We start from the raw sequence: 26812 nt of genomic DNA on the forward strand, positions 1-26812 counted from the left end.
CACCGATGACCCCGACCCCGCTCACACAGCCCGTGCCCCATTCCGCGGGTGTCGGACGGTCGTCCCGCGTGCTGCCTGCCGGCGCGTGCGACAGCCACATGCACATCTTCGATCCCCGCTTCGCGCCGTCACCGCACTGGAAGCGCCAGCCGCCGCATGCCGGTGTCGATGCCTATCGTGCGCTGCAGCAGCGGATCGGCACGTCGCGCACGGTGGTGGTGAACCCGTCGACCTATGGCACGGACAACGCCTGCCTGCTTGATGCGCTGGCACAGCTCGGCGACGACGCCCGCGGCATTGCGGTGGTGGCAGCCGACGTCGAGGATGCCGAACTCGACCGCCTCGATGCGCAGCGCGTCCGGGGACTGCGCGTGAACTTCGTGACGCCGCAATCGTGGGGCGTCACCACGGCGGAGATGCTGACCACGCTGGCGCGCAAGGCCGATCGCCTGGGCTGGCACATCCAGGTCTTCATGCACCCTGAACAGCTGGTCGAACTGGCGCCCGTGCTCGAGGCGCTGCCAACGCCACTGGTCATCGACCACCTGGCCCGCATCGATCCTGCAGAGGGCCCGGCCAGTCCCGCCTTTGACACGCTGCGCAGGTTGATCGACCGCGGCCGCACCTGGGTCAAGCTGTCAGGCGTCTACATGCGCTCGCGCGAGGGCGCACCGGGCTACGGCGACGCCATTGCGTTGGGCCGCGCGCTGGTGCAGGCCGCGCCGGAGCGCATGGTGTGGGGCAGCGACTGGCCGCACACCACCGAGACACCGGGCTCGGTGGACGACACCGACCTTGTCGAAGTGCTGCGCGCATGGTGCGGGGACGACGCGGTGATGGACCGTATCCTCGTGGACAACCCGCAACGGCTATACGGCTTCGGCAACGCCTGATCTCAACTTCACCCCACACTGCGGCATCGATGCCGCGACGGAGATTCCCGTGTTCCTTCTGCAAGCGCCCCAGGTCCTGGAGCTCGAAGTCTTCACCCGCATGCCGGAGGCCTTGCGTCGGCGCGAGCCCTCGGTCTGGGCCGACGCAAACCGTGGCGGGCAGGTCACCGACTCCTTCCTCGAAGGCCCGGTGTTCGACGAGGCTGGCAACCTGTACGTGGCGGACATCCCGTTCGGCCGCATCTTCCGGATCGATGCGGCGGGCCAGTGGTCGCAAGTCGCCGAGTACGACGGCGAACCCAACGGCATGAAGTTCCTCGACGCGAACACGCTGCTGGTCACCGACTACAAGAACGGGCTGATGCGCATCGACGTGGCAACAGGCGTCGTCACGCCACACCTCCAGCGCCGCAACACCGAGCGCTTCAAGGGCGTCAACGACCTGGTCATCGATGGCAAGGGCAACATCTACTTCACCGACCAGGGGCAGACCGGTCTGCATGACCCCACGGGCCGCCTGTACCGCCTGCGCCCCGACGGACAACTGGACCTGCTGCTGGCCAACGTGCCCAGCCCCAACGGTGTCGCGTTGTCGCCCGATGGCAAGGTGCTGTACCTGGCCGTGACGCGCAGCAACTGCGTCTGGCGCGTGCCCTTGCTCGCGGATGGCAGCGTGGCCAAGGTCAGCCAGTTCTTTACCTCCCATGGCCCGAGCGGACCGGACGGCCTCGCCGTCGACACGCAAGGCCGCGTGATCGTGGCCAACCCCGGCCTGGGCTATGTGTGGGTGCTGAACCCGCGGGCCGAACCGGTGATCGTGTTGCGTGGTCCGGCCGGTGCCTCGACCACCAACATCGCCTTCGGCGGCGCGGACCGGTCCACCTTGTTCGTGACCGACTCGACGCACGGGAACATCCTCAGTGCGCGGCTGGATGCGCCGGGCGTGCAGTTGCACCGTGGCGTATCTCCGGGGTAGCTCACCTGCTCGCACCGTGAGGGCACGCCTATGATCGTTTCCAGAACAATCCCGGAGACCTCATGCCCGCCTTCACCACCCTGCGCATCGACAAGGACGCAGCCGAGCCCCGCATCGCCCGCCTGCTGCTGAACCGCCCCGAGCGCCTCAACGCGATCAACGAGCAAACACCGCGCGAGATCCGCGCCGCCGTCGAATGGGCCAACGATGACGACGAGGTGCACGTCATCGTCATCGAGGGCGCCGGCAAGGGCTTCTGCGGCGGCTACGACCTCTCGCAGTTCGGCGAGGGCGAGATCGACCACCCGTGCCAGCAGGAGCGCTTCCCCTGGGACCCGATGGACGACTACGCCTACATGAAGCGCAACACCGAGGACTTCATGACGCTGTGGAAGAGCACCAAGCCGACCATCGCCAAGGTGCATGGCTTTGCGGCTGCAGGCGGCAGCGACATCGCGCTGTGCTGCGACCTGCTGGTGATGGCCGAGGACGCGCGCATCGGCTACATGCCCACGCGCGTCTGGGGCTGCCCCACCACCGCGATGTGGACCTACCGCCTCGGCCCCACGCGCGCCAAGCAACTCATGTTCACCGGCGACACCATCGATGGCCGCAAGGCCGCCGACTGGGGCCTGGCCAACGAGGTCGTGCCCATCGACCAACTGGAAGACGCGACGATGAAGCTGGCCAGGCGCATCGCCGGCGTGCCGCGCAGCCACCTCGCGATGCACAAGATGGTCGTCAACCAGGTGATGCTGACGATGGGCCTGGAGCAGAGCCAGCAGATGGCCACCGTCTTCGACGGCATCACGCGCCACAACCCCGAGGGCATGTGGTTCCGTCGCCATGCGCAGGCCGAGGGTTTCAAGTCGGCGGTGCAATGGCGCGACAGCGGCCGGCCGATCCCGGAAGGCGACGAGGCGCGTGCGCTGGTGCGCGAGTACGACGCGAAGCGCAAGGCCGTCTGAGGCCGTGGCGGGCCGCACGCAAGCCGGCGGGCCTGGGAAGGGATCGATGCCCCAATCGATGAAACCTCGCCGCAGGCCTTCACAATCGCGCGCCTGGATGACATCGGAGGCGATCCAGGACGCGTTCGTGATGCTCCTGCTCGAAAAGCGCTACGAGGCAGTGTCGATGCGCGACATCGCAGGCGTTGCGGGGGTCGCGCCTGGCACGCTGTACCTCTATTTCCCGAACAAGGATTCGATGGCCGCGGTGACGGTGCGGCGGTGCGCCCGCCGCGTCGGGGAGGCCCTGGCACAAGCCAACCCAGGGCAGGACCCCTGCACGATGCGGCAGGCCACCGATGCCATCGCCACGGCCTATGCACACTGTTTCCTCGACCAGCCGCAGCACTGGAAGGCGCTGATCTCGCTGGAGCGGCGCATCTCCTCCGCGGAAAGCTACCAGCAGCTGTACCGGCAGCATGTGGAGATCGTGCGCGACGCACTCGTCGCGGCCTCCGACTGGCCGGCATCCGCCGATGCGGACACGGTCGCCTTCACCGTCTTCACGATCGTGGATGGCATGGTGCGGCATGCCCTGCTGATCCAGCCACAAGTGCCGGAGGAGCCATCGCTGGTGCGCGAGATCCGGCGTGCAGTGGACGGCTACCTCCAGCAGGCATTGGCGCCTGCCGAGCCGCCGCCCGAGGGCCGTCGGCAAAAACTGAACACCCCGCAGCATCGGCCTGCGTTCCGCGCGCTTTCCGCAAGAGAAGACGCACAGCCGCAAAGCTGAACAGCCCGAGTCCCCTCGGCGCATAGAGTTGTCTTGCACACGCCGGGCTACCTGGCGCGCATCGACGCTGACTCATTTCAAGGGAGACATTTCATGAAGTCGAAACCGCCCATCACCTGCGCCGTGAAGCTGCGCTGAGCACGGCCTCGCCGCCGACCCGACCCATGCCGCACCCACAGACCTATGTCGCGCCCACGCGCGAACTTCAATTCATCCTGCACGAGTGGCTCGACGCGGCCACCCAGTTGCAGGCGCATTCCAGTCACACCGGCATCCAGCGCACCGACATCGACACGTTGATCGCCGAGCTGGGCCGTTTCGCCGAGAACGAAGTCGGCCCGCTCAACGCCATCGGCGACAGCGACGGCTGCAGCTTCCACGACGGCAAGGTCACGACGCCGGCAGGCTTCCGCGAGGCCTACGCCTCCTGGTGCACGCAAGGCTTTCCGGGCCTGACCGCGGCGAAGGAAGACGGCGGACGCGCCTTGCCGAACGTCATGACCAACCTGGTGATCGAACTCGTCGGCTCGGCCAATCATTCCTGGCTGATGTACGCCAGCATTTCGCGCGGCGCCTATGAATGCATCCGCGCCAACGGCAGCCCGCAGCAACGCGCGCTCTACCTGCCCAAGCTGGCCAGCGGAGAGTGGACCGGCAGCATGTGCATGTCGGAAACGCAGGCTGGCACCGATGTGGGCCTGCTGCAGACCAGCGCTTCGCCGCAAGCCGATGGCAGCTACCGGCTCACCGGCCTGAAGCGCATGGCGACCGTCTCCGAGCATGACTTCGGCGAGAACATCGTCCACCTGGTGCTTGCGCGCATCGAGGGCGCGCCGCCGGGCTCGCGCGGCATCTCGCTCTTCATCGTGCCCAAGTTCCTGCCCGACGCGGAACATCGCCCCGGCGCGCGCAACGCCGCCTGGTGCGAAGGGCTGGAAGACAAGATGGGCATCCGCGGCACGCCGACCTGCTGGCTGCGCTTCGACGGCGCCACGGGCTTCCTGTTGGGCGAGGCGAACAAGGGCTTGCAGGCCATGTTCGTGATGATGAACATCGCGCGCCTGGCCACCGGCATGCAGGGCGTGAACCAGTCGGAGCGCGGCTATCAGGTCGCGGTCGACCATGCGCGGCATCGCCTGCAAGGGCGCAGCGCCAGCGGCAACACGGTACCGGGCCGCGAGGCCGACCCGCTGATCGCACATGCCGACGTGCGCCGCATGCTGTTCACGCAGAAGGCCTGGCTGGAAGCCGGCCGGGCCTTCGGCTACTGGCTGGCGCTGCAGGTGGACCGCGCCCAGGCGCACCCCGACGCCGCGGCCCGCCACGATGCCGATGAACTGGTAGCCCTGCTCACGCCGGTGTTCAAGGCCTTCTCCAGCGACAACGGCTACGCCTGCACCACGCTCGCGCAGCAGATCATGGGCGGCGCGGGCTACCTCGGTGAGCGCGGCGTCGACCAGTTCATCCGCGACGCGCGCGTCGCGCAGATCTACGAGGGCGCGAACGGCATCCAGGGCCAGGACCTGCTGGGCCGCAAGGTGCTCGCCGACGGGGGGAATCGCCTCGCCCGGTTCCAGCAGCGCGTGGCCGCCTCGCTGGCCCGCATCGAGCCCGGCTCGAGCCTGCGGCCCTTCGCAGACAGCGTGCTGGAACTGGGTGAGCGCATTGGCGCCCTGGTGCCGCGCATCGCACGGCGCGCGGCCGCGAACCCGGACCAGATCGGTGCCAGCGGCCAGAGCTTCCTGCGCGTGCTCGGCCTGCAGGTCTATGGCTGGCTGTGGACCGAGATGGCGCTCGTGGCCCTGCCGCATGCGGCTGACTCCCCCTTCCACGCCGCCAAGCTGGCGACCGCACGCTTCTACTTCGCCTACCTCTTCCCCGAGGCCGAGCACCACCTGCGCGTGGCCGACATCGAGGCCGACGTGGTCATGACCGCTGACGAATCCCTCTTCTGACACGACCTCGCAATCAACCGCAAAACTGCGTTGGATCGCCTTGCCGCGCTACAGCACTGTCTGCGGCGCTCCGCCTTGTTCTGGGCTTGATTGCGTATGACCCCATCCGAAACGAAGCAAACACAATGAACGATCTCTTCAGCCTGCGCGGCAAGGTGGCCGTGGTGACCGGCGCCAGCCGCGGCATCGGACGCGCCACTGCCGAGCAACTCGCGGCGCACGGCGCCAAGGTATGCGTCTCCAGCCGACGCCTGGACGCCTGCGAGGCCGTCGCCGCCGACATCCGCGCCAGGGGCGGCGAGGCCATGGCCTGCGAGGCCAGCATCTCGCGCAAGGACCAGTTGACCCGCATGGTCGAGCAGGTGCGCGCCCGCTATGGCGCTATCGACATCCTTGTCTGCAATGCCGCCACCAATCCGCACTGGGGCGCATTGCACGACATCGAGGACGACATGTTCCTCAAGATCGTGCGCAACAACGTGCTCAGCAACCTCTGGCTGGTCAAGCTGGTAAGCCCGGACATGAAGGCCAGGCGCGACGGCGCCATCGTCGTGATCTCATCGATCGCCGGGCTCAAGGGCTCTTCCACCATCGGCGCCTACGGGCTGTCGAAGGCCGCCGACATGCAACTGGCGCGCGACCTGGCGGTGGAACTCGGCCCGCACAACATCCGCATCAACTGCATCGCGCCCGGCCTGGTCGAGACCAAGCTGGCCCAGGCGCTGCTCGACGATCCGGAGATGCAGGCGTTCACGAGGGACAAGCTGCCCCTGCGCCGCCTCGGCCAACCGCAGGACATCGCCGGCATCGTCACCATGCTGGCGTCGCCGGCGGGTGCGTTCATCACGGGGCAGACGCTGGTGGCGGATGGCGGAGCGGTGATCGTCTGAGGCGCATTGCTTCGCAAGCCGAGGGGGCCTTCGCGATTTCTGCTTGATCTGCACAGGGCAGTCCCTCCGACCTGGCGCGTGGCAGCAGGGAACTACAAAGCCGGCTGCGGTGTACGTCGCAACATGCGCCGTATCAGCGGCACAGTCCACACCAGCACCGACACCACCGCCAGCGTCGCCGCGATCGGCCGAGACACAAAGCCCATCAGGTTCCCGTCCGACTTGATCATCGAGGTGATGAAGTTCTCCTCCAGCATCCCGCCCAGCACCACGCCAAGAATCGCCGGCGCGATCGGAAACTTGTTCTCCTCCAGCACATAGGCGATCACGCCAGCCACCAGCATCACGCCGATGTCGAACAACGAGTTGTTGATGGCAAACGCCCCGACGATGCAGAACATCAGGATCAGCGGCATCAGCACGTTGCGCGGTACCAGCAGGATGCGCTTGGACGCCTTGATGCACAGGATGCCCAGCGGGATCATGATGATGTTCGCGATGATGAACAGCATGAACACCGCGTAGATGTTCTGCGGGTCGGTGGTGAACAGCGTCGGCCCCGGGTTGAGGTTCTTCATGTAGAGCACGCCGATCACGATGGCCGTGATCGAGTCGCCCGGGATGCCGAACACCAGCGCCGGAATCCACGCTCCCGCCAGCGCGCTGTTGTTGGCCGAGCCCGATTCGACGATGCCCTCCACATGGCCGGTGCCGAACTTCTCCGGCTCCTTCGAGAACTTCTTGCTCATCGCATACGACATCCATGCCGCGATGTCCGCGCCCGCACCGGGCAGTGCGCCGACCGCCGTGCCGAGCACGCTGCCGCGCAGGATCTGCACCGGGTACTTCTTCGCCAGGGCCCACTGACCGGCGAGCACGCTGCCCACGTTCGACACCACCAGTTCCGGCGGCGGCAGCGTGTCGACGGCATAGCGGATCACTTCCGAGATCGCGAACATGCCGATCATCATCGGGATCATGCCGATGCCGCCCGTCATGTCGGCATTGCCGAAGGTGAAGCGCGGAAAGCCCGCCGGATTGCCCAGCCCCACGCAGGCCACGAGCAGCCCCAGCAGCAGCGTGACCAGCCCCTTCAACGGCCGGTCCGAGGTGATGAACACCGCGCAGGTCAGCCCCAGCAGCACCAGCCAGAAATACTCGAAGGAACTGAAGTTGAGCGCGAAGTCCGCCAGCGCCGGCGCAGCGACGATCAACACCGCCGTGCCGAACAAGCCGCCGATGGCCGAGAACACCAGCCCCGCGCCCAGCGCCTGCTCCGCCATGCCCTTGCGCGTCATCGCAAAGGCCTCGTCGGTGTACGCGGCCGATGCCGGCGTGCCAGGGATGCGCAGCAGGCAACCCGGAATGTCGCCCGAGAAGATCGCCATCGCGGTCGACGTGACCATCGCCGCGATCGCCGGGATCGGCGGCATGAAGAAGGTGATGGGCACCAGCAGTGCCACCGCCATCGTGGCCGAGAGCCCCGGCACCGCGCCCACGAACAGGCCATAGAGCGAAGCCACGACCATCACCGCGATGGTGTACGGGTCCAGCACCATCGACAGGGCTTGCACCAATGCAGAGGACATGGCGCTACCAGGCGTAGGGAGTGAACACGCCCCAAGGCAGCGGCACGCGCAGCAGCTTGTAGAACGCGAAATGGATGACGAAGGTCGCAACCACCGCGATGAAGAGCGAGCGCAACGGCGGCACCGCCAGCGCCCACATCAGTGCGGCCAGCACCAGCGTGGATGTGATGAAGAAGCCGAGCTTCTCGGCTGCGAGGATGTAGAACGCAACCCCGACGACGACGACCACGACGGCAGCGACGTGGCGCGGCGAGCGCACCCACGCGTCGAAATGCAGCCACGGCATCGCCGCGCGGTCGCGCCAGCCCCGGACCATCAACAGCAGGCCGCACACGCACAGGCCGAAGGCGATCAGCCCCGGAAAGATCGCCGGCCCCACCTGCTGGCCGGGAATCTTCGGATAGCCCTGCACCACCCACAGCACGGCGCCGCCGAGCAGCAGCAACAGCAGCCCGAAGACTGCGTCGTTGATCTTCATCGCCCGCCTACTTGGCGATGCCGACGGCCTTCATCGTGGCGCCGAGCTCGGCGTCCGACTTGGCCATGAACTTGCCGAAGTCCTCCGGTCCCGCATAGACCACCCCGAAGCCGCGCGAGGCCATGAAGTCGGTGTAGTCCTTGCTGCCCGCGACCTTCTGGATGGTCGCGCTCAGCTTGTCGCGCACGTCGTTCGGAATGCCCTTGGGCGCGACGATGCCGCGCCAGGCGGCCATGGTCCAGTCGCTGCCGGTGGCGGACTTGAGCGTCGGCACGTTCGGGTACAGCGCGGAGGGCTTGTCGTTCATGATCGCCAGGCTCTTGACCTTGCCGGCATCGATGAGCGAGCGTGCCTCGGGCAGCGACACCGGCGCGATCTCGATGCCGCCGGCCACCATGTCCTGCAGGCCCGGCGCGGCGCCGTTGCTGGGCACCCAGGGCACGGATGCCGGGTCGATCTTCTGGTCGCGCAGCAGGCCGGCGATGGCCAGGTGCCAGATGCCGCCCTGCCCCGTGCCCGAGGCCTTGAGCTTGCCGGGATTGGCCTTGATGGCGGCGAGCAGGTCGTTCACCGTCTTGTAGGGTGCATCGGCGCGCACCTGCACGCCCGCAGGGTCGGCGTTGACGAGGCCGATGGGCGTGTACGACGCGCCCGTCAATTCGGTGAGGCCTTGCCAATGCATCATGCCGATCTCGACCGTGGCCAGTCCGATGGTGTAGCCATCGGGCGCTGCCGAGGCGATGGCCGCATGCCCCACCACGCCGCTGCCGCCCGTGCGGTTCACCACCGTCACCGGCTGGCCGACTTCCTTCTCCAGCAGGCTGGCGATGATGCGCGCCGTCGCGTCGGTGCCGCCACCTGCGCCCCACGGAACGATCAGCGTGATCGGCCGGGTCGGGTAGCCCTGCGCCGCGGCAGGGACGGCAAAGGCCAGCATCGCCAGGCCGGCGAGCGCACCGGAAATGCCTGACACGAAAGAACGACGTGAGCGAACGCGCATGTGTTTTGTCTCCTGGCGATGGTCATTGGTATGACGAAAGGATCGGCGACGTACGTTTTCGCACGTTCACCATGCCAGGGCATCAGGCGAAGCACCGCTTGCCGCGATGGTCAGGTTGTGATCAGGTTTGTTAAAAACTATTGCGCTACTGCATGAACCACCCGTGGCTCACCACCAACGACTGCCCGGTGAGCGCGTTGGTCGGGAAGCCGGCGAACATCAGCGCGACCTGTGCCACGTCGTCGGTGGTGGTGAACTCGCCATCCACGGTTTCCTTGAGCATCACGTCCTTGATGACTTGCTGCTCGGTGATGCCCAGCGTCTTCGCCTGCTCCGGGATCTGCTTCTCCACCAGCGGCGTGCGCACGAAGCCGGGGCAGATCACGTTGGCGCGCACGCCGTGCTTGGCGCCCTCCTTGGCCACCGTCTTGCACAGCCCGATGAGACCGTGCTTGGCGGTGACGTAGGGCGCCTTCAGCAGCGACGCTTCCTTCGAATGCACCGAGCCCATGTAGATCACGCTGCCGCCGCGACCCTGCGCGTACATGTGCTTGAGGCAGGCCTTCGTCGTGAGGAACGCGCCATCGAGATGGATCGCGAGCATCTTCTTCCAGTCCGCGAAAGTGAATTCCTCGACCGGATTCACGATCTGGATGCCGGCATTGCTGATGAGGATGTCGATGCCGCCGAAGGCCGCCGCGCCCTCCTCCACCGAGGCATTGACCTGGTCCTCGTTGGTCACATCCACGCCCACGCCGATCGCCTGCGCGCCGGTGGCCTTGAGTTCTTCTGCGGTCGCGACCGCGGCGTCCTTGTTGAGGTCGGCAATGATGATCTTCGCTCCCTCCTTCGCGAAGACGATGGCGATCTCCTTGCCGATGCCGCTGGCCGAGCCGGTGATGTAGGCGACCTTGTCCTTGAGTTGCATGGTGAGTCCTTTGGAGTGGTTGTCAGATGTGCTTGTCGAACGGAGGAATGACTTCCTTCTGCATTCGGTTGCCCGGATTCAGGGCTGTGATCGAGAGCGAGCCTATTTCAGGTAGTCGAGTTCAACAGTGCCGAGTTGCAGCGTCATGTCGGCGATGTAGTGCAGCGCCGAGACCACCTCCAGCACCGGCAGCGCGGCCACGGGCGCGAGCGCATGCGGATGCAGTTCGAGCGCGGCCGGGCCGGTCCAGGCGCCCTTGAGGTCGATGTCGACCATGTGATAGCGCACCAGTTCGCAGATGCGCGGCGTGCCGTCCACATGCGGAATGACCTTGAGCAGGAAGTTGGGTTGCGCCAGCGCCGCAAGAAGCGGACCGGGCTCCACCGCGCGGTGCTTGAAGCCCATCGTCGCCGAGGCCACGCGCACCTTGCCGTAGTCGAGCGTGCCGACGATGGTGTCGGTCTCGTAGTCGAGCGTCGGGTTGGCCAGCTTCTTCGGGAAGCCCCACAACTCGCGGCCGCCTGCGATCGGCGGATGGTCGTTGAGGTACATCGCGTGGGTGTAGTTGCCCTGCTCCAGCCCCTTCGCGGTGCGCAGTTGCACTGGAATGACCTGCCCCGATTCGCTGTAGTCGCCGAAGCCGGTGGAGTCGGGCATGCGGATGAACTCGTACTTCACCAGCGGCTCGGTCACCTCCAGCGGTTCGGGCACCACGGCGCGCAGCGCGGCCATGTCGGTGCGGTAGGTGATGACCACGAACTCGCGTTGCATGAAACGATAGGGCCCGGGTGGAAACGCCGGGCTGGTGGCCGGCATGGCAAAGGCCTTGCGCACGTCGTCGATCTTCATGGGTCGGTCTTTCGTCGAGGAGAGGTCCACTCTCGTCGCTCTTGCTTAGGCCAACCTGATCCCGGATCTCCGATCCACGTGACACGGACGCCATCGAACGAACGCCTGACGCCCAGACTATCCCTGTCCCGGACGAGTCGCGACGAGCCGAGGCTCATCGCCTCCCGCGCTGTCGTCGCGAAACCAACGCCTGCACCTCAGTCCTATCCGGCAGGCAGCTCGGCGTACGCGACGCCGGTCAGGTTGCCCAGCGCGAATTGCAGTGTCTTGCGGTTCGTCCCGTCGAGATTGGCGCTGTACAGCGAGCCTCCGAGATCGGTGATGAACATCCGGCCACCCTTGTGATCCAGCGCCAGGCCGATGGCTTCCATCAAGTGATCGAACACGATTTCAGGTGCGGGCCGCTTGCCGGGCAGTGAATCGAGCGGCGCACGGTTGACCGTGTTGCCGGCAGGCGGATCGCCACGGTCGGTCCAGTACAGGATGCGCGTGTCCGGGTCGATGTCCAGATCGATCGGCTCGGGCAAGGCCTCGTACAGCACTTCGATGTCCTGGCGGTTCGCCGCCGTTTGCCCGTGCGGCATGTCGACATTGGCACGCAGGATGCGCCCCTGGCCCGCGTTGTCATCGCCCTTCTCCGTCCAGTAGAACTGGCCCCGCGCTGCGTCGATGGCCATGCCCACGCACCACCTCGTCGCATCGGAGCCCGGCCGCGGATCGCCTCCGCTCGTGTCGACGAGTGTCTCGATGCTGGAGCCGTCGAAGTTTGCCCGCATCACGCACATGCCCTCTCGGTCCGACCAATAGAGCTTTCCGGACTTCTTGTCGATCTGGATCTGCTTTGGCGTGAATGTGCCACCCGGTGGAACGATGGTGGCCAGGTTCCCGCCGTCGAGGTCGGAACGCTGAATCGAGCCGTCGTTCTCCTTGGGATTCCCCATGTTGGTCCAGTAGAGATGGCCCGCCTCGACGTCGACGGCCAGGCCGTCGGGCAGCTTCCTGCCCTCCTCGACGATCGTCCTGAGATTGGAGCCATCGGCATTCGCAGTGAGTACCCTTCCTCCGGCAAGGTCCAGCAGAAAGAGCCGACCCGTGGCGCCGTCTGTCATGCGAGGCGTCGAGGTCGAAGTGATGGGTACCCTGCTCATGCGTCGTTCTCCCTGTTGGCGAGTCCATCGATAGCAATGCGACGGGGTTCGGTCAATGACCATGTTTGCTGACGGACCTGCGATCTTCCAATCCCCCGCGCAGGTCACTGTAGGTGATCCGCACCAGCGACATTGATAGGAATAGCGCAGACGGATGAATTTACCGACCGCATCGGGCCGACGATGCGGAACCGACGTCCAAAAGCCGGCGAACACGAGTCGGTCCCTGCCATTTCATCGCGTTGATTGTCGGAAAGACGATCCATTCGCCTGAGCGCGCTCCTATGATTCATCTTTACCCAGGGAGTAACGCAATGATGATGTCGATTCAACGTGTCGCCGTGATCGGAACGGGCGCCATAGGCGCCAGCTGGACGGCGCTGTTCCTGGCGCACGGTCTGGAGGTGACTGCCACCGACGTGGCTCCCGGCGCGGAAGAGCGGCTTCGCGAATACGTGCACAACGCAGCGCCAGCGCTGCAACGCTTGGGTATGCAGTCGCCGATGTCTGCGGATCGACTGTCCTTCACTGCCGACCTGGCAAAGGCGGTCGATGGTGCGCAGCTGGTCCAGGAGAACGGACCCGAGCGCCTTAATTTCAAGCGCTCGCTCTACGCAACGCTCGACGCGCTGCTGTCGCCCGAGGCCATCATCGCCTCGAGTTCCTCGGGCCTCACGATGAGCGAGATCCAGGCGGCCTGTCCTGCGCATCCCGAGCGCTGCGTCATCGGCCACCCGTTCAATCCGCCGCACCTGATTCCATTGGTGGAGATCGTGGGGGGTACCAGCACGTCGGAGGACACCATCCGCCGCGTGACCGAGTTCTACACCGCGCTCGGCAAGCGCACGATCCGGCTGCACAAGGAAGTGCCCGGACACGTGGCCAACCGACTGCAGGCCGCACTTTGGCGCGAGGTGGTTCACCTGGTCGAAAGCGGTGTCGTGAGCGTGAGCGACGCCGATGCGGCGGTGTGCTGGGGCCCGGGCCTGCGCTGGGGTGTGATGGGTCCTGCCCTGCTTTACCACCTGGGTGGGGGCGCGGGTGGCATCGAGCACTTCTTCGACCAGTTCACCGGGCCGATGACTGCCTGGTGGAAGGTGCTGGGGTCGCCCGAGATCACGCCGGCGCTGCGCGAAAAGATCGTGGCCGGCGTGCTGGAGGAAGCCGGCACGAGATCGCTGGAAGAACTTGCCGTGCAACGCGACGAGGACCTGCTCGGACTGCTGGCGGTCCGCGCCCGCGCGTGAGGCGATTCAAGCACCTGTGACCGTTCCACGCGCCGTCATGCAGTTCGAGCAGGACTGGCCTGCCAATCAACCCAGGCAAGCCAACTCATGCGTTGGACCCCAAGCAAAGGCAGTACATGTCCATCGATCCACGACCAGCAATTCATCGTTTCGCCACGCCGTATGCCATCGTTGGCGATGCGAACCAGGCCATCGATTTCTACAAGCTCGCATTCGGCGCGACTGAGTTTGTTCGCCTTGCAGATGCAAGCGGAAAAGTCATGCACGCGGAACTTCGGATTGGGGGTGCACCGTTCATGCTTGCCGACGAGTTTCCTGAGATGGGCTACCGAAGCCCGGAAACGCTTGGTGGCTCATCGGTTTCAATGTTGTTGTACGTAGACGATGTTGATTCGCTCTTTGCAAAGGCAGTGACCGCTGGTGCAAAGGCAACGATGCCTCCCGCTGATCAGTTCGACGGATACCGCCGGGGAACAATGACGGATCCGTTTGGCCATGTCTGGCTTCTTGCCAGTCGGAAGGAAGAAGTGTCGCCGGAGGAAATGGTCAGGCGGTTCGAGAAAATGATGGGCGGTGGCGGTGGGGTCTAGCCGGTCGCTCGGGCCGACGTCCCTTGGCAAGCCCCACGGCTCAGCTTCAACGGTAGACCGCAGGTAGCCCATGGTCGATTTTCCAGCGCTGGAGACATCCCGACTCACGCTGCGTGAGATTGTGGAATTGGATGCGGAGAATATTTTTCGAATTCATGGCGACGCCGAGTACATGAGATGGTTCGGATCGGACCCGATTCCCGATCTTGACGGCGCCGCGAAGTTGGTCGCTACGTTTGCCAGTTGGCGGAAAGGGCCGGTTTCCGGTGCACGCTGGGCTGTGGAGTTGAGAGACCAGCCAGGACTGATTGGTACATGCGGCTTGTTTCGCTGGAATCGAAACTGGAGATCCTGCGTCGTCGGTTACGAAATCGCTCCAGCGCATCAGGGCCGCGGATACGTGAAAGAAGCTCTTAAAGCAATCATCACCTGGGGTTTCCGAGAGATGCAGTTGAATCGAATCGAGGCGCAGGTACACCCTGACAACACGGCATCTCTGGCCTTACTCGAGGCGCTCGGCTTTCTGCAAGAGGGGCGGCAGCGGGAAGCTGGGTACTGGGCGGGCCGGCACCACGACCTCCTGCAGTACGCTTTGCTCAAGGCGCAGTGGAGTACAGCGAATGCGGTCTAACCTTTTGCTGCAGCGGATGGCTTCGCCCACCGCTGAGCGTGAACGATCGGCGACGGGATCAGGCCAACCTGCTCTGCGCTACTTTCGCGGTCTTCGCCTGCAACGCCCTACATCGGCCGCTTGACGCGAACCTGGCCCGGCTCGCCGAGGTCGAAGGTGGTCACGCCACTGGTCTGCACGTCACTGCGCAGCGCCTCGGGATGCCGCAAGGTGCAGAGCATGTCGCGCACACCGGCCTTCCAGTGCTCCTCCACCGTGATGCGCGAGAACTCGTAGTCCTTCGAATCCCGCTCGTAGGGCTTGTCGCGGTAGATCAGGTGGAAGATGTCGATCGGCTGATGCGAGAGTTGTGCCTGCACCGCCTGCACGCTGGCGTCGTTGCGCAGCGCGGGCGGCAGCTTGCCGATCAGGTCGGCAATGGCCTGCTGCAGGTTGACGTTGGCGGCCAGGGCGTCGGTGTTCATGCGGGTTCGGCTCGAGTAAGTGATGTCCTTCTGCCGCTCCAGCACCTCGGAGATGTTCGTTGGCATCGGCCCCCTGGCATTGAACAGGTCGACCTGCAAGACCACCAACGGCTCGCTGCTCGGTTGGTTGTCGAGCACGTATTGCAGCGGCGTGTTGGAGACGATGCCGCCGTCCCAGTAGGGCTCGCCATCGACCTGCACCGGCGCGAAGCCGGGCGGCAACGCGCCGCTGGCCATGATGTGCTCGGGCCCGATCTTCTGTTTCGTGTTGTCGAAGTAGACCGAGTTGCCGCTCAGCACATGGACCGCGCCGACGCTCAGCCGCATCTCCCTGGCCTTGTCGTTGATGCGGTCGAAGTCGACCAGGCGCTCCAGCGTTTCCTTCAGCGGCGAGGTGTCGTAGTAGCTCAGGAGCGGCGCCGCGCCGCCCATCAAGAGCGCGGGCGTGACGCGCGGGCGGAAGAAGCCGGGGATGCCGAAGATCGATGCGGCATTCGCGCTCCACTGATTCAGCAAGGCACGGTCACCGGCCCAGCCGGGCAGGCGCTGCGATGCACCGGATGACACCAGCGCCCAGAACTCGCGAAGGCGTTCGGACCGTTTCTCGGGCGCGTTGCCAGCGATCAATGCGGCGTTGATCGCGCCGATGGACACGCCGGCAATCCATTGCGGCTCATGGCCATGCCGGCTCAGCGCCTCGTACACGCCGGCCTGGTAGGAGCCCAATGCGCCGCCGCCCTGCAACACCATCACCTTGCGGGCGATGGACATGTCGGGGAGCTTGAACGCGGGGGCTGGGGCGGCGGCCTGGATGGCCTTGACGGCCTTGGCGGTTTTCGTGCTCGGGGTGGATCGGGGCTTGCGTGTTCCAGGCTTCCTGGCTGCGGGTGTGCTCATGCCGCCATTGGACACCCGCAGCGCTTAGGCGAGCCTGACACGGCTCGCATGGCCGCTATTTCGGCAGCATCTGGCCGCGGATCTCCCCGCCCGGATTGGCGGCGGTGTGGATGTTGGCGTACCACCGGCCGGCCATGAGGTCGGCCGCCTGGCTCGTCGTGAGCGTGGCCTGGCCCTCGATGGGGCTGGCCGCATTGGCGAAGGGCAGCACCACGCCGGCATTGACGCCGGCCGTGGCGGGGCCATGGAAGTGCGCAGCGGTCGCCGGACCGCTCAGGCCTTCGTAGGTGATCTTGTACTTGAGCACGTTGGTGTCCTTGTTGAGCCACGCCTGGGCCATGCCGCTGCCGCGCGTCATGTTGGGCGGAACCTCGCTCGCCGCATTCATCGCGCCGCTGAAGCTGGCCGTATTCGACGAGCCCATCATTCCGCAGCCCGCCAATGCCACGGTGGTCACGCCAGCCAGCAGGGAAGCGCGCAGAAAAGTTCCGTATCGGTTCATGGTGTCGACTCCTTCAAAGTAGAAGCGACCCAGAATAGTCCGGTACCGCAGAGACCCCATGTCGGCCACTGCCGCGACTTCCCTGCCCGCACGCGCCGCGAATGTCCGAACCATAATCCAGCGCATGCTTTCAGCCCCTGCCGGCACGGCCCCCGCAGCCGAACTCGCCCGACCCGAATCCCCGCGCGACCTGTTCGTTTCATTCACCTGGCTGGCGCTGCAAGGCTTCGGCGGCGTGCTGGCCGTGGTGCAGCGCGAGATGGTCGAGAAGAAGCGCTGGATCAGCGCCGACCAGTTCCTGGAAGACTGGGCCGTGGCGCAGGTGCTGCCCGGCCCCAACGTGATCAACCTGGCCTTGATGATCGGTGATCGGTACTTCGGGCTGCGCGGCGCCATCGCGGCGGTGGCCGGCATGCTGACGGTGCCGCTCGTCGTGATCCTGGCCCTGGCCCTGCTCTATGCGCAGTACGCGGGGCATCCGCAAGTGGCCGGCGCGCTGCGCGGCATGGGTGCGGTGTCGGGCGGATTGATCGCGGCCACTGGCATCAAGCTGGTGCCGCAACTGCGGCGCAATCCGATGGGCTTCGCCGTATGCCTGGGCTTCGTCGCGGTGGTCATGATCGCGGTCGCAGCCCTGCGCTGGCCGCTGCTGTGGGTGCTGGCCGGCTTCGGCGGGCTGGCTTGCATGTGGACGTGGCGGAAGTTGCCAGCATGAGCGCAGCGCCGAGCCGTCCCAAGCAAGCCCGCGCCCCCTCGAGGGGCAGCAAGGAGACGCCAGTGCCGAGCGTGGGGGACACATGACCATCACCCTGCAATGGACCGACTGGCTCGGCCTCTTCGCCCAATACGCACTGCTGTCGCTGCTCTCCATCAGCGGCGCGATCACCACGGTGCCCGACATGCACCGCTACCTCGTCAGCGAACACGGCTGGCTCAGCGATGCGCAATTCACCTCCTCGGTTGCCATCGCGCAGGCCGCGCCGGGGCCGAACGTGCTGTTCGTCGCCCTGATGGGCTGGAACGTCGGCATCAACGCGGGCGGCGGCCTGGCGGCGGGTTGGCATGCCTGGCCGCTGGGGCTGTTCGGCCTGATGGTGACGATGCTCGGCATCATGCTGCCCAGCACCACCCTCACCTACCTGGCCACGCGCTGGGGCCACCGCAACCGCGACAAGCGCGGCGTGCGCGCCTTCAAGCAGGGCATGGCGCCGATCGTCATCGGCCTGCTCATCGCCACCGGCTGGGTGCTGGTCAACGGCAACCATTCCGCGGACACGCCGACATGGCATGTGTGGCTGGTCGGCGGCATCGCCACGCTGATCGTCTGGCGCACCCGCATCCACCTGCTCTGGCTGCTCGGCGCGGGCGCGCTGCTGGGCGCCCTCGGCTTCGTCTGAACAACACAAAGGACCCTCGACATGCAACTGCGATCCCTCGGCCGCTCCGACCTCAAGGTCTCCCCGCTAGCCTTCGGCGGCAACGTGTTCGGCTGGACCATCGACGAGGCGCTCTCGTTCCGCCTGCTCGATGCCTGGCTGGATGCCGGCTTCAACTTCATCGACACGGCCGACATGTACTCGACCTGGGTGCCAGGCCACACCGGCGGCGAGTCCGAGACCATCATCGGCAAGTGGCTCAAGCAGACCGGCAAGCGCAACCGCGTGGTGCTGGCCACCAAGGTCGGGAAGCCGATGGGCGAAGGCAAGGTCGGCCTCGCGCCCGCCTACATCCGCGAGGCGGTCGATGCCTCATTGCGCCGGTTGCAGACGGACCACATCGACCTCTACCAGTCGCACGACGACGATGCCAACACGCCCATCGCCGATTCGCTCGGCGCGTTCGGCGAACTCATCAAGGCCGGCAAGGTGCGCGTGATCGGCGCGTCCAACTACACCGCGCCGCGCCTGGAAGAGGCGCTCGACATCGCCGAGCGTAACGGCCTACCGCGCTACGAAAGCCTGCAGCCGCTCTACAACCTCTATGACCGGGCCGTGTTCGAGGATGCGCTGGAGCCGCTGTGCCTGGCGCGTGGCGTCGGCGTCATCAACTTCTATGCGCTGGCGGCCGGCTTCCTCACGGGCAAGTACCGCAGCGAGGCCGATGCGAGCAAGAGCCAGCGCGGCGGCAGCACGGTGAAGAAGTACCTCAACGCGCGCGGCCTGCGCATCCTCGATGGGCTCGACGAAGTGGCGGCATCCGTCGGGGCGACGCCGGGCCAGGTCGCCATCGCGTGGCAGATCGCGCGACCGGCCATCACCGCGCCGATCGCCAGCGCCACGTCGCTGAAGCAACTGGACGACCTGGTGAAGGCCGCGCACCTAACGCTGCCGCCCGAGGCCATCGCGAAGCTCGACGCGGCCAGCGCCGAGACCGCCACCGCCGCCGGGTAGAGGCCGCGTACGCGCCGGGTAGGCTCGCTCCCACAGCGACTGACGGCGCACGCCGGGTCCGAGCGGGCCCCCTCTGCGCGAATCTCCGTGTCATCACAGTTACGGAGAAGAAGCATGTCTTTCGCGCTTTACATGATCGGTTTTCTGATCTTCCTGGGAGGCATCATCTGGGGCGCCTCGGTCGCGGGCGTGCCGACGCTCTACATCGGCATCGGCGCGCTGATCGTGCTGGGCATCGGCATCTTCAGTGCCGTGGGCCGCACGCGCAGCAAGGACCCGTCCTAGTCGATGCCACGGCAACTCGTTTGACGCGAGTCCGCCGTGCAGCATCGAAGCGGACTCAGGCCGGCTTGGCGTCCAGCATCAACGCAAACAACTCATTGCGAAAGTGGATACCAAGCCGCGCAAAGGCGCGGTTCCGGTAGGTCTTGACCGTTGGCACACTGAGACCGAGGTCGACCGCGATGCCCTCCTGCGTCATCCCTTGCAGGAGGCGCACGCAGACATCGATCTCGCGCGCCGTCAAATCCGGTTGATGCAGGCGCAGTCGCTCGGCCATCTGCACGAGCGGCTCCGGCTGCACCAGCGCAATGTGCTTGCGCGCCAATGCCAGCAGCAAGCCGCCGACCCGGCCGAACTCTGCGATCTGCCTATCGCTCAGCGGCCGCTGGTGCTGGTGCCTGTAGAAGTTGAGGGCGAACAAGGAGCGGTCCGCGTCCTCCTCCACGACGGACACACGCTCGGCCATGCCATGCGCCTCGTACACCTTTGCGCGATGTTCCGCAGGCACCTCTTTCGCGGTGATATGGCACAGCCGCAAGCCGGCGTCGGGCAGCGGCATGACGTAGTTCGACCGCAAGGTGCGGTCGCCCGCAATGGGCCCGGACAGGTAGGCGCGCCAGCAATCGCGCGTGGTGTCCGGCACGCCCAGGCTGGCGCTGAAGTAGATCACCGGCCGCGCGCCCGTGCGGTAGACCGACACCGAATTCACCGGCAAGGTCTCCCGCAGATTGCCCAGCAGCGTCGCACCGAAGCGGCCTTCGCCGAGCGCCAGCACCGAGTCCGCCAGCGCATTGCCGGCGGTGGTGGCGGGGTCGGGCTTCCAGGTGCGCATGAGGGTTGTCCCGTCGTCTTCGCGGATGACAGGCGAGCATTGTGACGCGGCTTACGCTCGCCGCATGCCCATTGACCCACTCGCCCCGCCCACGCTCGACCCCTTTGCCGACCTGCATGTCGATGTCGGCACGCCGCAGGTGCTCGGCCAGGGGCCCGGCGGATTGCGCCGCGTCGTACCCATCCTCGGCGGCAGCGCCATCGGCGCAGCAGGCTGGCGCGCGCGCGTGCTGCCGGGCGGCAGCGATTTCCAGCTGATCGTCAGCGACACGCTGTCGATCCTCGACGCGCGCTACGGCCTCGAGACCGAGGCCGGCGAACGGATCTACGTGCAGAACCATGCCGTGCGCGCCGCGCCCGCCGAGGTGATGGCCGCCCTGCTGCGCGGCGAGGCGGTGGACCCGGCGCAAATCTACTTCCGCTGCAGCCCGAGCTTCGAGACCGACGCGCCCTCGCTGCGCTGGATCAACGAGCGCCTGTTCGTCGGTGTCGGTGTGCGGCACCCGGCGCAGGTCGTCATGCGCTTCTTTGCCTTGAATTGAGATTCTTCCTTTGCGGACGCCAATTTCTCGCCACGACATCTCCGCACCTTCCGACCTGATCCCGACACTCTCCGGAGACAAAAAAACCATGCCCCGCTTCACCCGCCGCAGCCTTGCAATCGCCTTCGCCGCCATCGCGCTGGCACCGCATGCCTTCGCACAAGCGCCCGCCTATCCCAACCGCCCGGTCCGCATCATCGTCGGCTTCCCCGCCGGCACCGGCCCTGACATCGTGGCCCGCCTGCTGGCGCAGAAGCTCTCCGAAGCCTGGGGCAACCAGGGCGTGATCGTCGACAACAAGCCCGGTGCGGGCGGGCTCATCGCAGCCAGCGAAGCCGCACGCGCACAACCCGACGGCTACACCCTGATGCTCGGCGAAACCGGCCAACTCGCCATCGCGCCCAGCAGCTACAACAAGCTCCCCTACGACCCGCAGAAAGACTTCATCCCGGTGAGCCAAGTCGTGACCTCGGACTTCGTGCTGCTGGTCAATCCGCAGAAGGTGCCGGCGAAGAACGTCAAGGAGTTCGCGGCCTGGACGCAGCAGCAGAAGGGCCTGTTCCTGGCCACTTTCGGCGCGGGCACGCCGGGCCACTTCGGCGCCTACATGTTCGGCGAGGCGGTCAAGCAGAAGCCCGAACCGGTGCACTACAAGACCACCGCCGATGCACTGGGCGGCCTGTTCAGCGGCGACGTGCAGGCCGTCTTCGCCAGCGTCGCGCTCGCCACGCCCAACGTGAAGTCCGGCAAGCTCGCCGCGCTGGGCAGCACCGGCGCTACGCGCAGCCCGTCCCTCCCCGACGTGCCGACCATCAAGGAACAGGGCTACCCGACGCTCGAGTTCAACTCGTGGTTCGGCATCGTCGCGCCGGCCAAGACGCCGCCGGAGATCGTCGCCAAGCTCAGCGCCGACATCCAGAAGGCGGTCAATACACCGGAGGGCAAGCAGAAGATCGAAGACGCGGGCTTTCGGGTGACTGGCACCACAGGCCCCGAATTCGCTCGCATCATCGCGGCCGACACGGTCACCTGGGGCAAGGCCGTCGCGGCCACCGGATTCAAGGCGGACTGAGCATGCCGACACCACGCTTCACGCCCATCCCCATGCGCACGGCGGCGCCCGAGTCGGCAGCCGCGTCCACGGCCTCCCGCGCGCCGGGCGCCTTTGCGCCGTTGGCACTCGCAGCGTCGATGGTGCTGTTCACGGGCTGCACCAGCCCTGGCGATCCGAAAGCATCCGCAGCGATGGCGCCCACGGCCTGCGCCCAACTCGCCGGCACGACCATCCCCGGCACCCGCATCACACTCACCGAATCCGTCGCCGCCGGCACCATCCAGCTCACCGGCGTGCAGCCCGGCGCGCCCGGCTCGCAGGCCCCGGTGCCAGCCCATTGCCACGTGCAAGGCAACATCAACGAACGCACCGGCATCGACGGCAAGCGCTATGCCATCGGCTTCGACCTGCGCATGCCCGCACAGTGGAACGGCCGCTTCTTCTTCCAGGGCGGCGGCGGCACCGACGGCACGCTGCGCGACGCGGTCGGCGTGCTCACCGGCGGCGGCAACACCACCAATGCGCTGTCGCAAGGCTATGCCGTGGTCTTCACCGACACCGGCCACCGCGACGAGCCCGGCCCCAACGGCCCTTACCAGTTCGGCCTCGACCCCCAGGCACGCATCGACAACGGCTACAACTCGATGGCCGAGACCGGCCGCGTGGCCAAGCTGCTGATCGGCACGCACTACGGCCGCGCGCCGCAGCGCTCCTACTTCGTCGGCTGCTCCAACGGCGGCCGGCAGGCGATGATGATGACGCAGCGCTATCCCGACATGTTCGATGGCGTCATCGCCTCCGCGCCGGCCTACCGCGTGCCGCTGGCCTCGGTGCAGGCGGTGTACGACACGCAGCTCTTCGCCAAGGCCGCTGCCGAGAACGCACCGCTCGTCGATGGCCGCCCCGTGTTGTCGAAGGCCTTCTCGCCCGCCGACATGAAACTGCTGACGAACGAAGTGCTCAACCAGTGCGACGTGCTCGATGGCCTGAAGGACGGCATCGTCGCCAACTGGCCCGCCTGCAAGTTCAAGCCCGAGGCCCTCAAATGCACCGGCGCCAAGACCGACCAGTGCCTGACGGGCACGCAGGCCGATGCACTCACCAAGTCCTTCGCGGGCGTGAAGGACTCGAGCGGCAAACAGCTGTACTCCGACTGGACTTTCGACGCGGGCCTGCACTCCACCGAGTGGACACGCTGGCGGCTGGGCGACTCCGCCACCGCGACATCGAACGCCCGCAACATCATCCTGATGACCGGTGGCCTGGCGATGTTCTTCACCACGCCACCCACCGTGACCAACGACTTCTGGTCCTACGCCATGGGCTTCGACTTCGACCGCGACGCGCCCAAGGTCTACGCCACCAACGCCACCTTCCGCGAATCGTCGATGCGCTCGGTGGCCGCGGATTCCACCGATGTCGATGCCTACGTGAATCACGGCGGCAAGCTCCTGTTCTTCCACGGCCAGAGCGACCCGGTGTTCTCGGTCAAGGACACCGTTCGCTACGTCGACGGCCTGCGCCAGCGCTACGGCACGCGCACCGACGACATCGCGCGCTTCTTCTCCGTGCCGAACATGGCGCACTGCTCGGGCGGCCCGGCGACTGATCAGTACGACGGTCTCAGCGCGCTGGTGAACTGGGTGGAAAAAGGCGAGGCGCCGAGCCGCATCGTGGCCCGCGCCCGACCCGAGAACCGCGACGTGACCACGCCCGGCCGCACCCGACCGCTGTGCGCCTGGCCGCTGCAGCCGCGCTACAACGGCAGCGGCAGCATCGAGGACGCGGCCAACTTCAGTTGCCGCATGCCGTAGCACGCAAGCGGCGCGCCAGAAATGAAAAAGCCGCGCAGCTTCTGGCTGCGCGGCTTTTGCTTTGGTGACGGGCCAGGCTCGTGGCCCTGCCCCTTCATCCGCTCATCGATTCACTCAAGCCGAATGCACATCCGAACCCTGCTGCACGGCCGCCACCAGCTTGCGCAGCAGCTCGGCCGCATCGCTGACATCCGCTTCCGGCGCCACATCGTTGGCCGAGCCGGTGCGAGTCGAGCCCACCGTGCCCAGCACACCGTCCAGCGATCTGTCGCCCAGCAGGTCGGCCATGCTCAGGCCCGACACACCCGCAGCCTTGGCGTCATCCGCCGACACGGCGAAGTACACGTCCGTCATGTCGACCTGTTGGCCGCCCGCCAGCGTGGCGCTGCTGCGTTCCAGGTGCAGGTTGCCCTGCGCATCGATCTCCGGCACGTCGGTGTGCGCGACCTTGAGGCTTTCGACACCGGCTTGCGCCAAGGTCATCAGTTCACCCGCATCGGTCACGTGGTCGCCGTTGGTGTCGCGCCAGACCGTCAGGTCGTTGAAGTGCGCGTCCTTCGCGTCCACCACGCCGTCGCCGTTGCTGTCGTAGCTGGCCAGCTTGGCAAAGCCATCGCCCTTGGCCGTGCCGCCGAACATCTCCGACACGCTGTCGATCTTGCCGTTGTGGTTGGTGTCCACCGTCAGGAACGCATCGCCCGCCGAGATCCAGCCAGACTTCACAGCCGTGCCATTGCCGAACAGATCGAAGGTCGCGTTGGAGTCGAAGCGGCTGATGGTCTGGATGCCATTGCCGTCCAGGTCCAGCACGATCGGCGTGGTGCCCATGTCCCAGGTCAGGTCGCATTGGCCAGCGGCCAACTGGAAGAACGCCGTGTAGGCCACGTTGGCATTGCTCGCGCTCTGGACGCCATCGGAGTCGACGGCGTCATTGGTGCCCACGTTCGACTTTGCCCACAGGGCGTCATCCGGCGTATCGGCCGCCCCCTTGGTGAACATCACGCGATAGGTGCCGGCGTCCAGGTTGGTGAAACGGTACAGGCCTGTGTTGTCGGTGATCATGGAGGCGATGTCCTTGCCGTTCGCATCCTGCAGCGTCACAAAAATCCCGCCACGTCCGGGGTTCAGGTACTCCTGCAGGCCGTCGTGGTCGTAGTCGCCGAACACCTTGTCACCGACACAGCCCTTCAGCGCGGTCTGGAGGCCCGCGTCGATGGTCATGTTCTTCTCGCCGGCGGCCAGGGTGATGACGTCGGTGACACCGGTGTTGACGTTCACATCAGAGTCCGCGGCGTCATTGGCGCCCTGGTCGCGTGCCGACCATTCGAAGCCGTCCGTCGGCAGGAAGCGCACCTTGTACTGGCCTGCGTCGAGGTTGGCGAACTGGTAGTTGCCGTTGGCGTCCGTAGTGGTGGTCCACAGCGTCAACCCGTTCGAATTCAGCAGGTTGACCTTGACACCGGCGATGCCGTTTTCCCCAGCATCCTGGATGCCGTTGCGGTTGGTGTCGTTCCAGACGCGGTCTCCCAGCGCCGCCGTGCCATGGCCAGGATAGGCCTTGATGCGCAGGCCGGCATCGATGTCGGTGCGGTTCTCGCCGGCCAGCAGCCTGGTGGCCGCGATGGTACGGCCCGTCGCATCGACATCGCTGTCGAGCGTGTCGTTGCCGCCCTGGTCGGCGGTGGTCCACTCGTAGTTGCCGCCCGGATTGCGGAACAGGACGCGATAGGTGGCCGCTTCCAGCCCGGTGAAAAGGTAGTTGCCATTGGCGTCGGTGATCTGGTGCAGTTCCCACTCGTCGCCGGTGCCGAACACGCTGTCGGGGCCCGGCGTGCGCAGGATCACGGTGACGCCGGCAACGCCAGCCTCGCCTGCATCCTGGATGCCGTTGCCGTTGGCATCGAGCCAGACCCGGTCGCCGATGCTGCCCTGGCGCGCGATGACGCCGATGTCCACCGTCGTGTTGTCCTCGCCCGTTGCCAGCGTCACCGCATTCGTGAAGCCGGTGTTGCGCAAGGTCGTGTTGCGGATCAGGTCGGAGTCGATCGTGTCGTTGCTGTTGACCGGCACGCCTGCGTCGGGACGCGAGAAGTCCTCGGTCGCTGCGTTGATGCCTTGGCCCGTGACCATGACCGTGTAGGTTGCCGCTTCGAGGCCGGTGAACTTGTAGTAGCCGTTGGCATCGGTGACGGTGGACTTGCCGGTGTAGACGTCGTCGGGCGTGCCCGCGAAGCCGTCGGCGCCAACCGTGTAGAGCTTCAGGCCCACGCCGGCCTTGCCGGTTTCACCGGCGTCCTGCAGGCCGTTGCGGTTGGTGTCGTTCCAGACGCGGTCGCCCAGGCTGGCGGTGGCCAATGGCTTGAACCCCGCATCCACCGTGGTGTTCACTTCGCCGGAGGTGAGCTTGTAGACACCCGTCAGGCCATTCGCGCCTGCGTCGGAATCCACGCCGTCATTGCCACCCACGTTGGCCGTGGTCAGCGTCGAACCATCCGGACTCGTGAACTTGACGATGTAGTCGCCCGGCTTCAAGCCGGTGAAGTTGTAGCCCCCGTTGGCATCGGTCGTTTGCGTACCGACCAGTGTGCCCGGTGCGCCATTGACCGACGTATAGACCTGCACGGTCACACCCGCCTTGCCCGCTTCGCCAGCGTCCTGCACGCCATTGCCATTGGTGTCGGTCCAGACCCGGTCGCCGATGCTGGCGGTCTTGTACACGCCCGCATCCACCGTCAGGTTCTGCTGGCCCACACCCAGCGTGTAGACGCCAGTCTTGCCGCTCGCGTCTGCATCGCTGTCGGTGGCGTCCGCACCCAGGTCCTTGCCGGTGAAGACGTAGCCGTTGGCTCCAACGACCTGCACCGAGTAGCTGCCCGCCACCAAGCTCGTGAACAGGTAGTTGCCGTTGGCATTGGTGGTTTGCGTGGCCACCACTGCACCCGTGCTGTCGAGCAAGCGCACCGAAACACCGGCCAATCCTGCTTCGCCCGCATCCTGGATGCCATTGGCATGTATCTGTCCGAGCAGCCCCGTTGCTCAGATGTCCATCACGTGACGCAGCATGTGGAACGGCACTCGCCATGAGGAGGCGTCCTCGCATTCGACACTTGCGGTTCGCTGGT

At 66.2% G+C, this 26812-nt stretch carries 26 protein-coding genes; 16 read left to right on the forward strand and 10 right to left on the reverse strand.

What is annotated here, in order from left to right; all coding sequences use genetic code 11:
- Positions 1–5: 5 nt before the first annotated feature.
- From WKW82_RS32115 to WKW82_RS32140, 6 genes are all read left to right on the forward strand, one after another.
- Positions 6–893, forward strand: a complete 888-nt coding sequence (locus WKW82_RS32115) for an amidohydrolase family protein (protein ID WP_340346902.1) — start codon at positions 6–8, stop codon at positions 891–893.
- A 49-nt stretch (positions 894–942) separates the two neighbouring features.
- Entirely contained in the window at positions 943–1869 is a 927-nt protein-coding gene (locus WKW82_RS32120) for an SMP-30/gluconolactonase/LRE family protein (protein WP_340346903.1), read from the forward strand.
- Positions 1870–1931: 62 nt separating this feature from the next.
- Positions 1932–2837 (forward strand): crotonase/enoyl-CoA hydratase family protein, encoded by a 906-nt coding sequence (locus WKW82_RS32125; RefSeq protein ID WP_340346905.1) that lies wholly within the window; start codon positions 1932–1934, stop codon positions 2835–2837.
- Between the two features lie 130 nt (positions 2838–2967).
- The gene (locus tag WKW82_RS32130; RefSeq protein ID WP_340346907.1) at positions 2968–3609 is read left to right on the forward strand and encodes a TetR/AcrR family transcriptional regulator; all 642 of its coding nucleotides are present in this window, start codon (positions 2968–2970) and stop codon (positions 3607–3609) included.
- Positions 3610–3773: 164 nt separating this feature from the next.
- Positions 3774–5564, forward strand: coding sequence for an acyl-CoA dehydrogenase C-terminal domain-containing protein (locus WKW82_RS32135; RefSeq protein WP_340346909.1), 1791 nt, complete (start codon positions 3774–3776; stop codon positions 5562–5564).
- Positions 5565–5689: 125 nt separating this feature from the next.
- Positions 5690–6454 (forward strand): SDR family NAD(P)-dependent oxidoreductase, encoded by a 765-nt coding sequence (locus tag WKW82_RS32140; RefSeq protein ID WP_340346910.1) that lies wholly within the window; start codon positions 5690–5692, stop codon positions 6452–6454.
- Between the two features lie 92 nt (positions 6455–6546).
- Here the strand turns inward: WKW82_RS32140 and WKW82_RS32145 are convergent, their stop codons facing one another.
- The 6 genes from WKW82_RS32145 to WKW82_RS32170 all read right to left on the reverse strand — a co-directional run bounded on the left by WKW82_RS32145 (position 6547) and on the right by WKW82_RS32170 (position 12446).
- On the reverse strand, positions 6547–8043 hold the full coding sequence (locus WKW82_RS32145) for a tripartite tricarboxylate transporter permease (protein WP_340346911.1): 1497 nt from the start codon (positions 8041–8043) through the stop codon (positions 6547–6549).
- 4 nt (positions 8044–8047) lie between these two features.
- Entirely contained in the window at positions 8048–8521 is a 474-nt protein-coding gene (locus tag WKW82_RS32150) for a tripartite tricarboxylate transporter TctB family protein (protein ID WP_340346913.1), read from the reverse strand.
- Positions 8522–8528: 7 nt separating this feature from the next.
- Positions 8529–9521, reverse strand: a complete 993-nt coding sequence (locus tag WKW82_RS32155; RefSeq protein ID WP_340346915.1) for a tripartite tricarboxylate transporter substrate binding protein — start codon at positions 9519–9521, stop codon at positions 8529–8531.
- Between the two features lie 145 nt (positions 9522–9666).
- Complete coding sequence (locus WKW82_RS32160; RefSeq protein ID WP_340346917.1) at positions 9667–10449, reverse strand: 3-hydroxybutyrate dehydrogenase; 783 nt, start codon at positions 10447–10449, stop codon at positions 9667–9669.
- Between the two features lie 102 nt (positions 10450–10551).
- Positions 10552–11298, reverse strand: a complete 747-nt coding sequence (locus WKW82_RS32165) for an acetoacetate decarboxylase (protein WP_340346918.1) — start codon at positions 11296–11298, stop codon at positions 10552–10554.
- Positions 11299–11501: 203 nt separating this feature from the next.
- A complete protein-coding gene (locus tag WKW82_RS32170) occupies positions 11502–12446 on the reverse strand; it encodes a 3-hydroxyacyl-CoA dehydrogenase (RefSeq protein ID WP_340346920.1) in 945 nt (314 codons plus the stop codon).
- Between the two features lie 314 nt (positions 12447–12760).
- Between WKW82_RS32170 and WKW82_RS32175 the strand changes: the two genes are divergently transcribed.
- The 3 genes from WKW82_RS32175 to WKW82_RS32185 all read left to right on the forward strand — a co-directional run bounded on the left by WKW82_RS32175 (position 12761) and on the right by WKW82_RS32185 (position 14914).
- Positions 12761–13693: a 3-hydroxyacyl-CoA dehydrogenase NAD-binding domain-containing protein gene (locus WKW82_RS32175; protein ID WP_340346921.1), complete on the forward strand. Its 933-nt coding sequence runs from the start codon at positions 12761–12763 to the stop codon at positions 13691–13693.
- Between the two features lie 116 nt (positions 13694–13809).
- A complete protein-coding gene (locus tag WKW82_RS32180; RefSeq protein WP_340346923.1) occupies positions 13810–14283 on the forward strand; it encodes a VOC family protein in 474 nt (157 codons plus the stop codon).
- A 70-nt stretch (positions 14284–14353) separates the two neighbouring features.
- Positions 14354–14914 carry a GNAT family N-acetyltransferase gene (locus WKW82_RS32185; RefSeq protein ID WP_340346925.1) on the forward strand — a complete coding sequence of 187 codons (561 nt, stop codon included), beginning with the start codon at positions 14354–14356 and terminating at the stop codon, positions 14912–14914.
- 107 nt (positions 14915–15021) lie between these two features.
- On the opposite strand, the gene WKW82_RS32190 is transcribed toward WKW82_RS32185, so the two are convergent.
- Positions 15022–16149 (reverse strand): patatin-like phospholipase family protein, encoded by a 1128-nt coding sequence (locus WKW82_RS32190; RefSeq protein ID WP_340346949.1) that lies wholly within the window; start codon positions 16147–16149, stop codon positions 15022–15024.
- 181 nt (positions 16150–16330) lie between these two features.
- A complete protein-coding gene (locus WKW82_RS32195; RefSeq protein ID WP_340346927.1) occupies positions 16331–16777 on the reverse strand; it encodes a CHRD domain-containing protein in 447 nt (148 codons plus the stop codon).
- 124 nt (positions 16778–16901) lie between these two features.
- Here WKW82_RS32195 and WKW82_RS32200 point away from each other — a divergent pair, with 124 nt between their 5' ends.
- The 4 genes from WKW82_RS32200 (at position 16902) to WKW82_RS32215 (ending at position 19452) form a co-directional block, all read left to right on the forward strand.
- Positions 16902–17492: a chromate transporter gene (locus WKW82_RS32200; RefSeq protein ID WP_340346929.1), complete on the forward strand. Its 591-nt coding sequence runs from the start codon at positions 16902–16904 to the stop codon at positions 17490–17492.
- Positions 17493–17574: 82 nt separating this feature from the next.
- A complete protein-coding gene (locus WKW82_RS32205) occupies positions 17575–18174 on the forward strand; it encodes a chromate transporter (RefSeq protein WP_340346931.1) in 600 nt (199 codons plus the stop codon).
- 21 nt (positions 18175–18195) lie between these two features.
- On the forward strand, positions 18196–19167 hold the full coding sequence (locus tag WKW82_RS32210) for an aldo/keto reductase (protein ID WP_340346933.1): 972 nt from the start codon (positions 18196–18198) through the stop codon (positions 19165–19167).
- A gap of 114 nt (positions 19168–19281) precedes the next feature.
- A complete protein-coding gene (locus WKW82_RS32215; protein WP_340346935.1) occupies positions 19282–19452 on the forward strand; it encodes a hypothetical protein in 171 nt (56 codons plus the stop codon).
- A gap of 55 nt (positions 19453–19507) precedes the next feature.
- Here the strand turns inward: WKW82_RS32215 and WKW82_RS32220 are convergent, their stop codons facing one another.
- Positions 19508–20281 (reverse strand): helix-turn-helix transcriptional regulator, encoded by a 774-nt coding sequence (locus WKW82_RS32220; protein ID WP_340346937.1) that lies wholly within the window; start codon positions 20279–20281, stop codon positions 19508–19510.
- Positions 20282–20345: 64 nt separating this feature from the next.
- On the opposite strand from WKW82_RS32220, the gene WKW82_RS32225 reads away from it, so the two are divergent.
- The 3 genes from WKW82_RS32225 to WKW82_RS32235 all read left to right on the forward strand — a co-directional run bounded on the left by WKW82_RS32225 (position 20346) and on the right by WKW82_RS32235 (position 23690).
- Positions 20346–20822: a DUF3237 domain-containing protein gene (locus WKW82_RS32225; RefSeq protein ID WP_340346939.1), complete on the forward strand. Its 477-nt coding sequence runs from the start codon at positions 20346–20348 to the stop codon at positions 20820–20822.
- An 88-nt stretch (positions 20823–20910) separates the two neighbouring features.
- Positions 20911–21894 carry a Bug family tripartite tricarboxylate transporter substrate binding protein gene (locus WKW82_RS32230; RefSeq protein ID WP_340346941.1) on the forward strand — a complete coding sequence of 328 codons (984 nt, stop codon included), beginning with the start codon at positions 20911–20913 and terminating at the stop codon, positions 21892–21894.
- Between the two features lie 2 nt (positions 21895–21896).
- The gene (locus WKW82_RS32235) at positions 21897–23690 is read left to right on the forward strand and encodes a tannase/feruloyl esterase family alpha/beta hydrolase (protein WP_340346943.1); all 1794 of its coding nucleotides are present in this window, start codon (positions 21897–21899) and stop codon (positions 23688–23690) included.
- A 114-nt stretch (positions 23691–23804) separates the two neighbouring features.
- Here WKW82_RS32235 and WKW82_RS32240 read toward each other — a convergent pair whose 3' ends face one another.
- Positions 23805–26717, reverse strand: a complete 2913-nt coding sequence (locus WKW82_RS32240) for an SdrD B-like domain-containing protein (RefSeq protein ID WP_340346950.1) — start codon at positions 26715–26717, stop codon at positions 23805–23807.
- Between the last annotated feature and the right edge of the window lie 95 nt (positions 26718–26812).

This window comes from Variovorax rhizosphaerae (assembly GCF_037889975.1).
In the GTDB taxonomy this organism is placed as follows: Bacteria; Pseudomonadota; Gammaproteobacteria; order Burkholderiales; family Burkholderiaceae_C; genus Variovorax; species Variovorax rhizosphaerae.

Bases quoted from the DNA above. Each gene is read 5' to 3' on its own strand.
- WKW82_RS32140 (WP_340346910.1), top strand. From the start codon at position 5,690: ATGAACGATCTCTTCAGCCTGCGCGGCAAGGTGGCCGTGGTGACCGGC.
- WKW82_RS32205 (WP_340346931.1), top strand. From the start codon at position 17,575: ATGACCATCACCCTGCAATGGACCGACTGGCTCGGCCTCTTCGCCCAA.
- WKW82_RS32200 (WP_340346929.1), top strand. From the start codon at position 16,902: ATGCTTTCAGCCCCTGCCGGCACGGCCCCCGCAGCCGAACTCGCCCGA.
- WKW82_RS32130 (WP_340346907.1), top strand. From the start codon at position 2,968: ATGCTCCTGCTCGAAAAGCGCTACGAGGCAGTGTCGATGCGCGACATC.
- WKW82_RS32180 (WP_340346923.1), top strand. From the start codon at position 13,810: ATGTCCATCGATCCACGACCAGCAATTCATCGTTTCGCCACGCCGTAT.
- WKW82_RS32175 (WP_340346921.1), top strand. From the start codon at position 12,761: ATGATGATGTCGATTCAACGTGTCGCCGTGATCGGAACGGGCGCCATA.
- WKW82_RS32155 (WP_340346915.1), bottom strand. From the start codon at position 9,521: ATGCGCGTTCGCTCACGTCGTTCTTTCGTGTCAGGCATTTCCGGTGCG.
- WKW82_RS32115 (WP_340346902.1), top strand. From the start codon at position 6: ATGACCCCGACCCCGCTCACACAGCCCGTGCCCCATTCCGCGGGTGTC.
- WKW82_RS32220 (WP_340346937.1), bottom strand. From the start codon at position 20,281: ATGCGCACCTGGAAGCCCGACCCCGCCACCACCGCCGGCAATGCGCTG.
- WKW82_RS32160 (WP_340346917.1), bottom strand. From the start codon at position 10,449: ATGCAACTCAAGGACAAGGTCGCCTACATCACCGGCTCGGCCAGCGGC.
- WKW82_RS32235 (WP_340346943.1), top strand. From the start codon at position 21,897: ATGCCGACACCACGCTTCACGCCCATCCCCATGCGCACGGCGGCGCCC.
- WKW82_RS32150 (WP_340346913.1), bottom strand. From the start codon at position 8,521: ATGAAGATCAACGACGCAGTCTTCGGGCTGCTGTTGCTGCTGCTCGGC.
- WKW82_RS32145 (WP_340346911.1), bottom strand. From the start codon at position 8,043: ATGTCCTCTGCATTGGTGCAAGCCCTGTCGATGGTGCTGGACCCGTAC.
- WKW82_RS32170 (WP_340346920.1), bottom strand. From the start codon at position 12,446: ATGAGCAGGGTACCCATCACTTCGACCTCGACGCCTCGCATGACAGAC.
- WKW82_RS32135 (WP_340346909.1), top strand. From the start codon at position 3,774: ATGCCGCACCCACAGACCTATGTCGCGCCCACGCGCGAACTTCAATTC.
- WKW82_RS32225 (WP_340346939.1), top strand. From the start codon at position 20,346: ATGCCCATTGACCCACTCGCCCCGCCCACGCTCGACCCCTTTGCCGAC.
- WKW82_RS32125 (WP_340346905.1), top strand. From the start codon at position 1,932: ATGCCCGCCTTCACCACCCTGCGCATCGACAAGGACGCAGCCGAGCCC.
- WKW82_RS32210 (WP_340346933.1), top strand. From the start codon at position 18,196: ATGCAACTGCGATCCCTCGGCCGCTCCGACCTCAAGGTCTCCCCGCTA.
- WKW82_RS32165 (WP_340346918.1), bottom strand. From the start codon at position 11,298: ATGAAGATCGACGACGTGCGCAAGGCCTTTGCCATGCCGGCCACCAGC.
- WKW82_RS32195 (WP_340346927.1), bottom strand. From the start codon at position 16,777: ATGAACCGATACGGAACTTTTCTGCGCGCTTCCCTGCTGGCTGGCGTG.
- WKW82_RS32185 (WP_340346925.1), top strand. From the start codon at position 14,354: ATGGTCGATTTTCCAGCGCTGGAGACATCCCGACTCACGCTGCGTGAG.
- WKW82_RS32230 (WP_340346941.1), top strand. From the start codon at position 20,911: ATGCCCCGCTTCACCCGCCGCAGCCTTGCAATCGCCTTCGCCGCCATC.
- WKW82_RS32215 (WP_340346935.1), top strand. From the start codon at position 19,282: ATGTCTTTCGCGCTTTACATGATCGGTTTTCTGATCTTCCTGGGAGGC.
- WKW82_RS32190 (WP_340346949.1), bottom strand. From the start codon at position 16,149: ATGTCCATCGCCCGCAAGGTGATGGTGTTGCAGGGCGGCGGCGCATTG.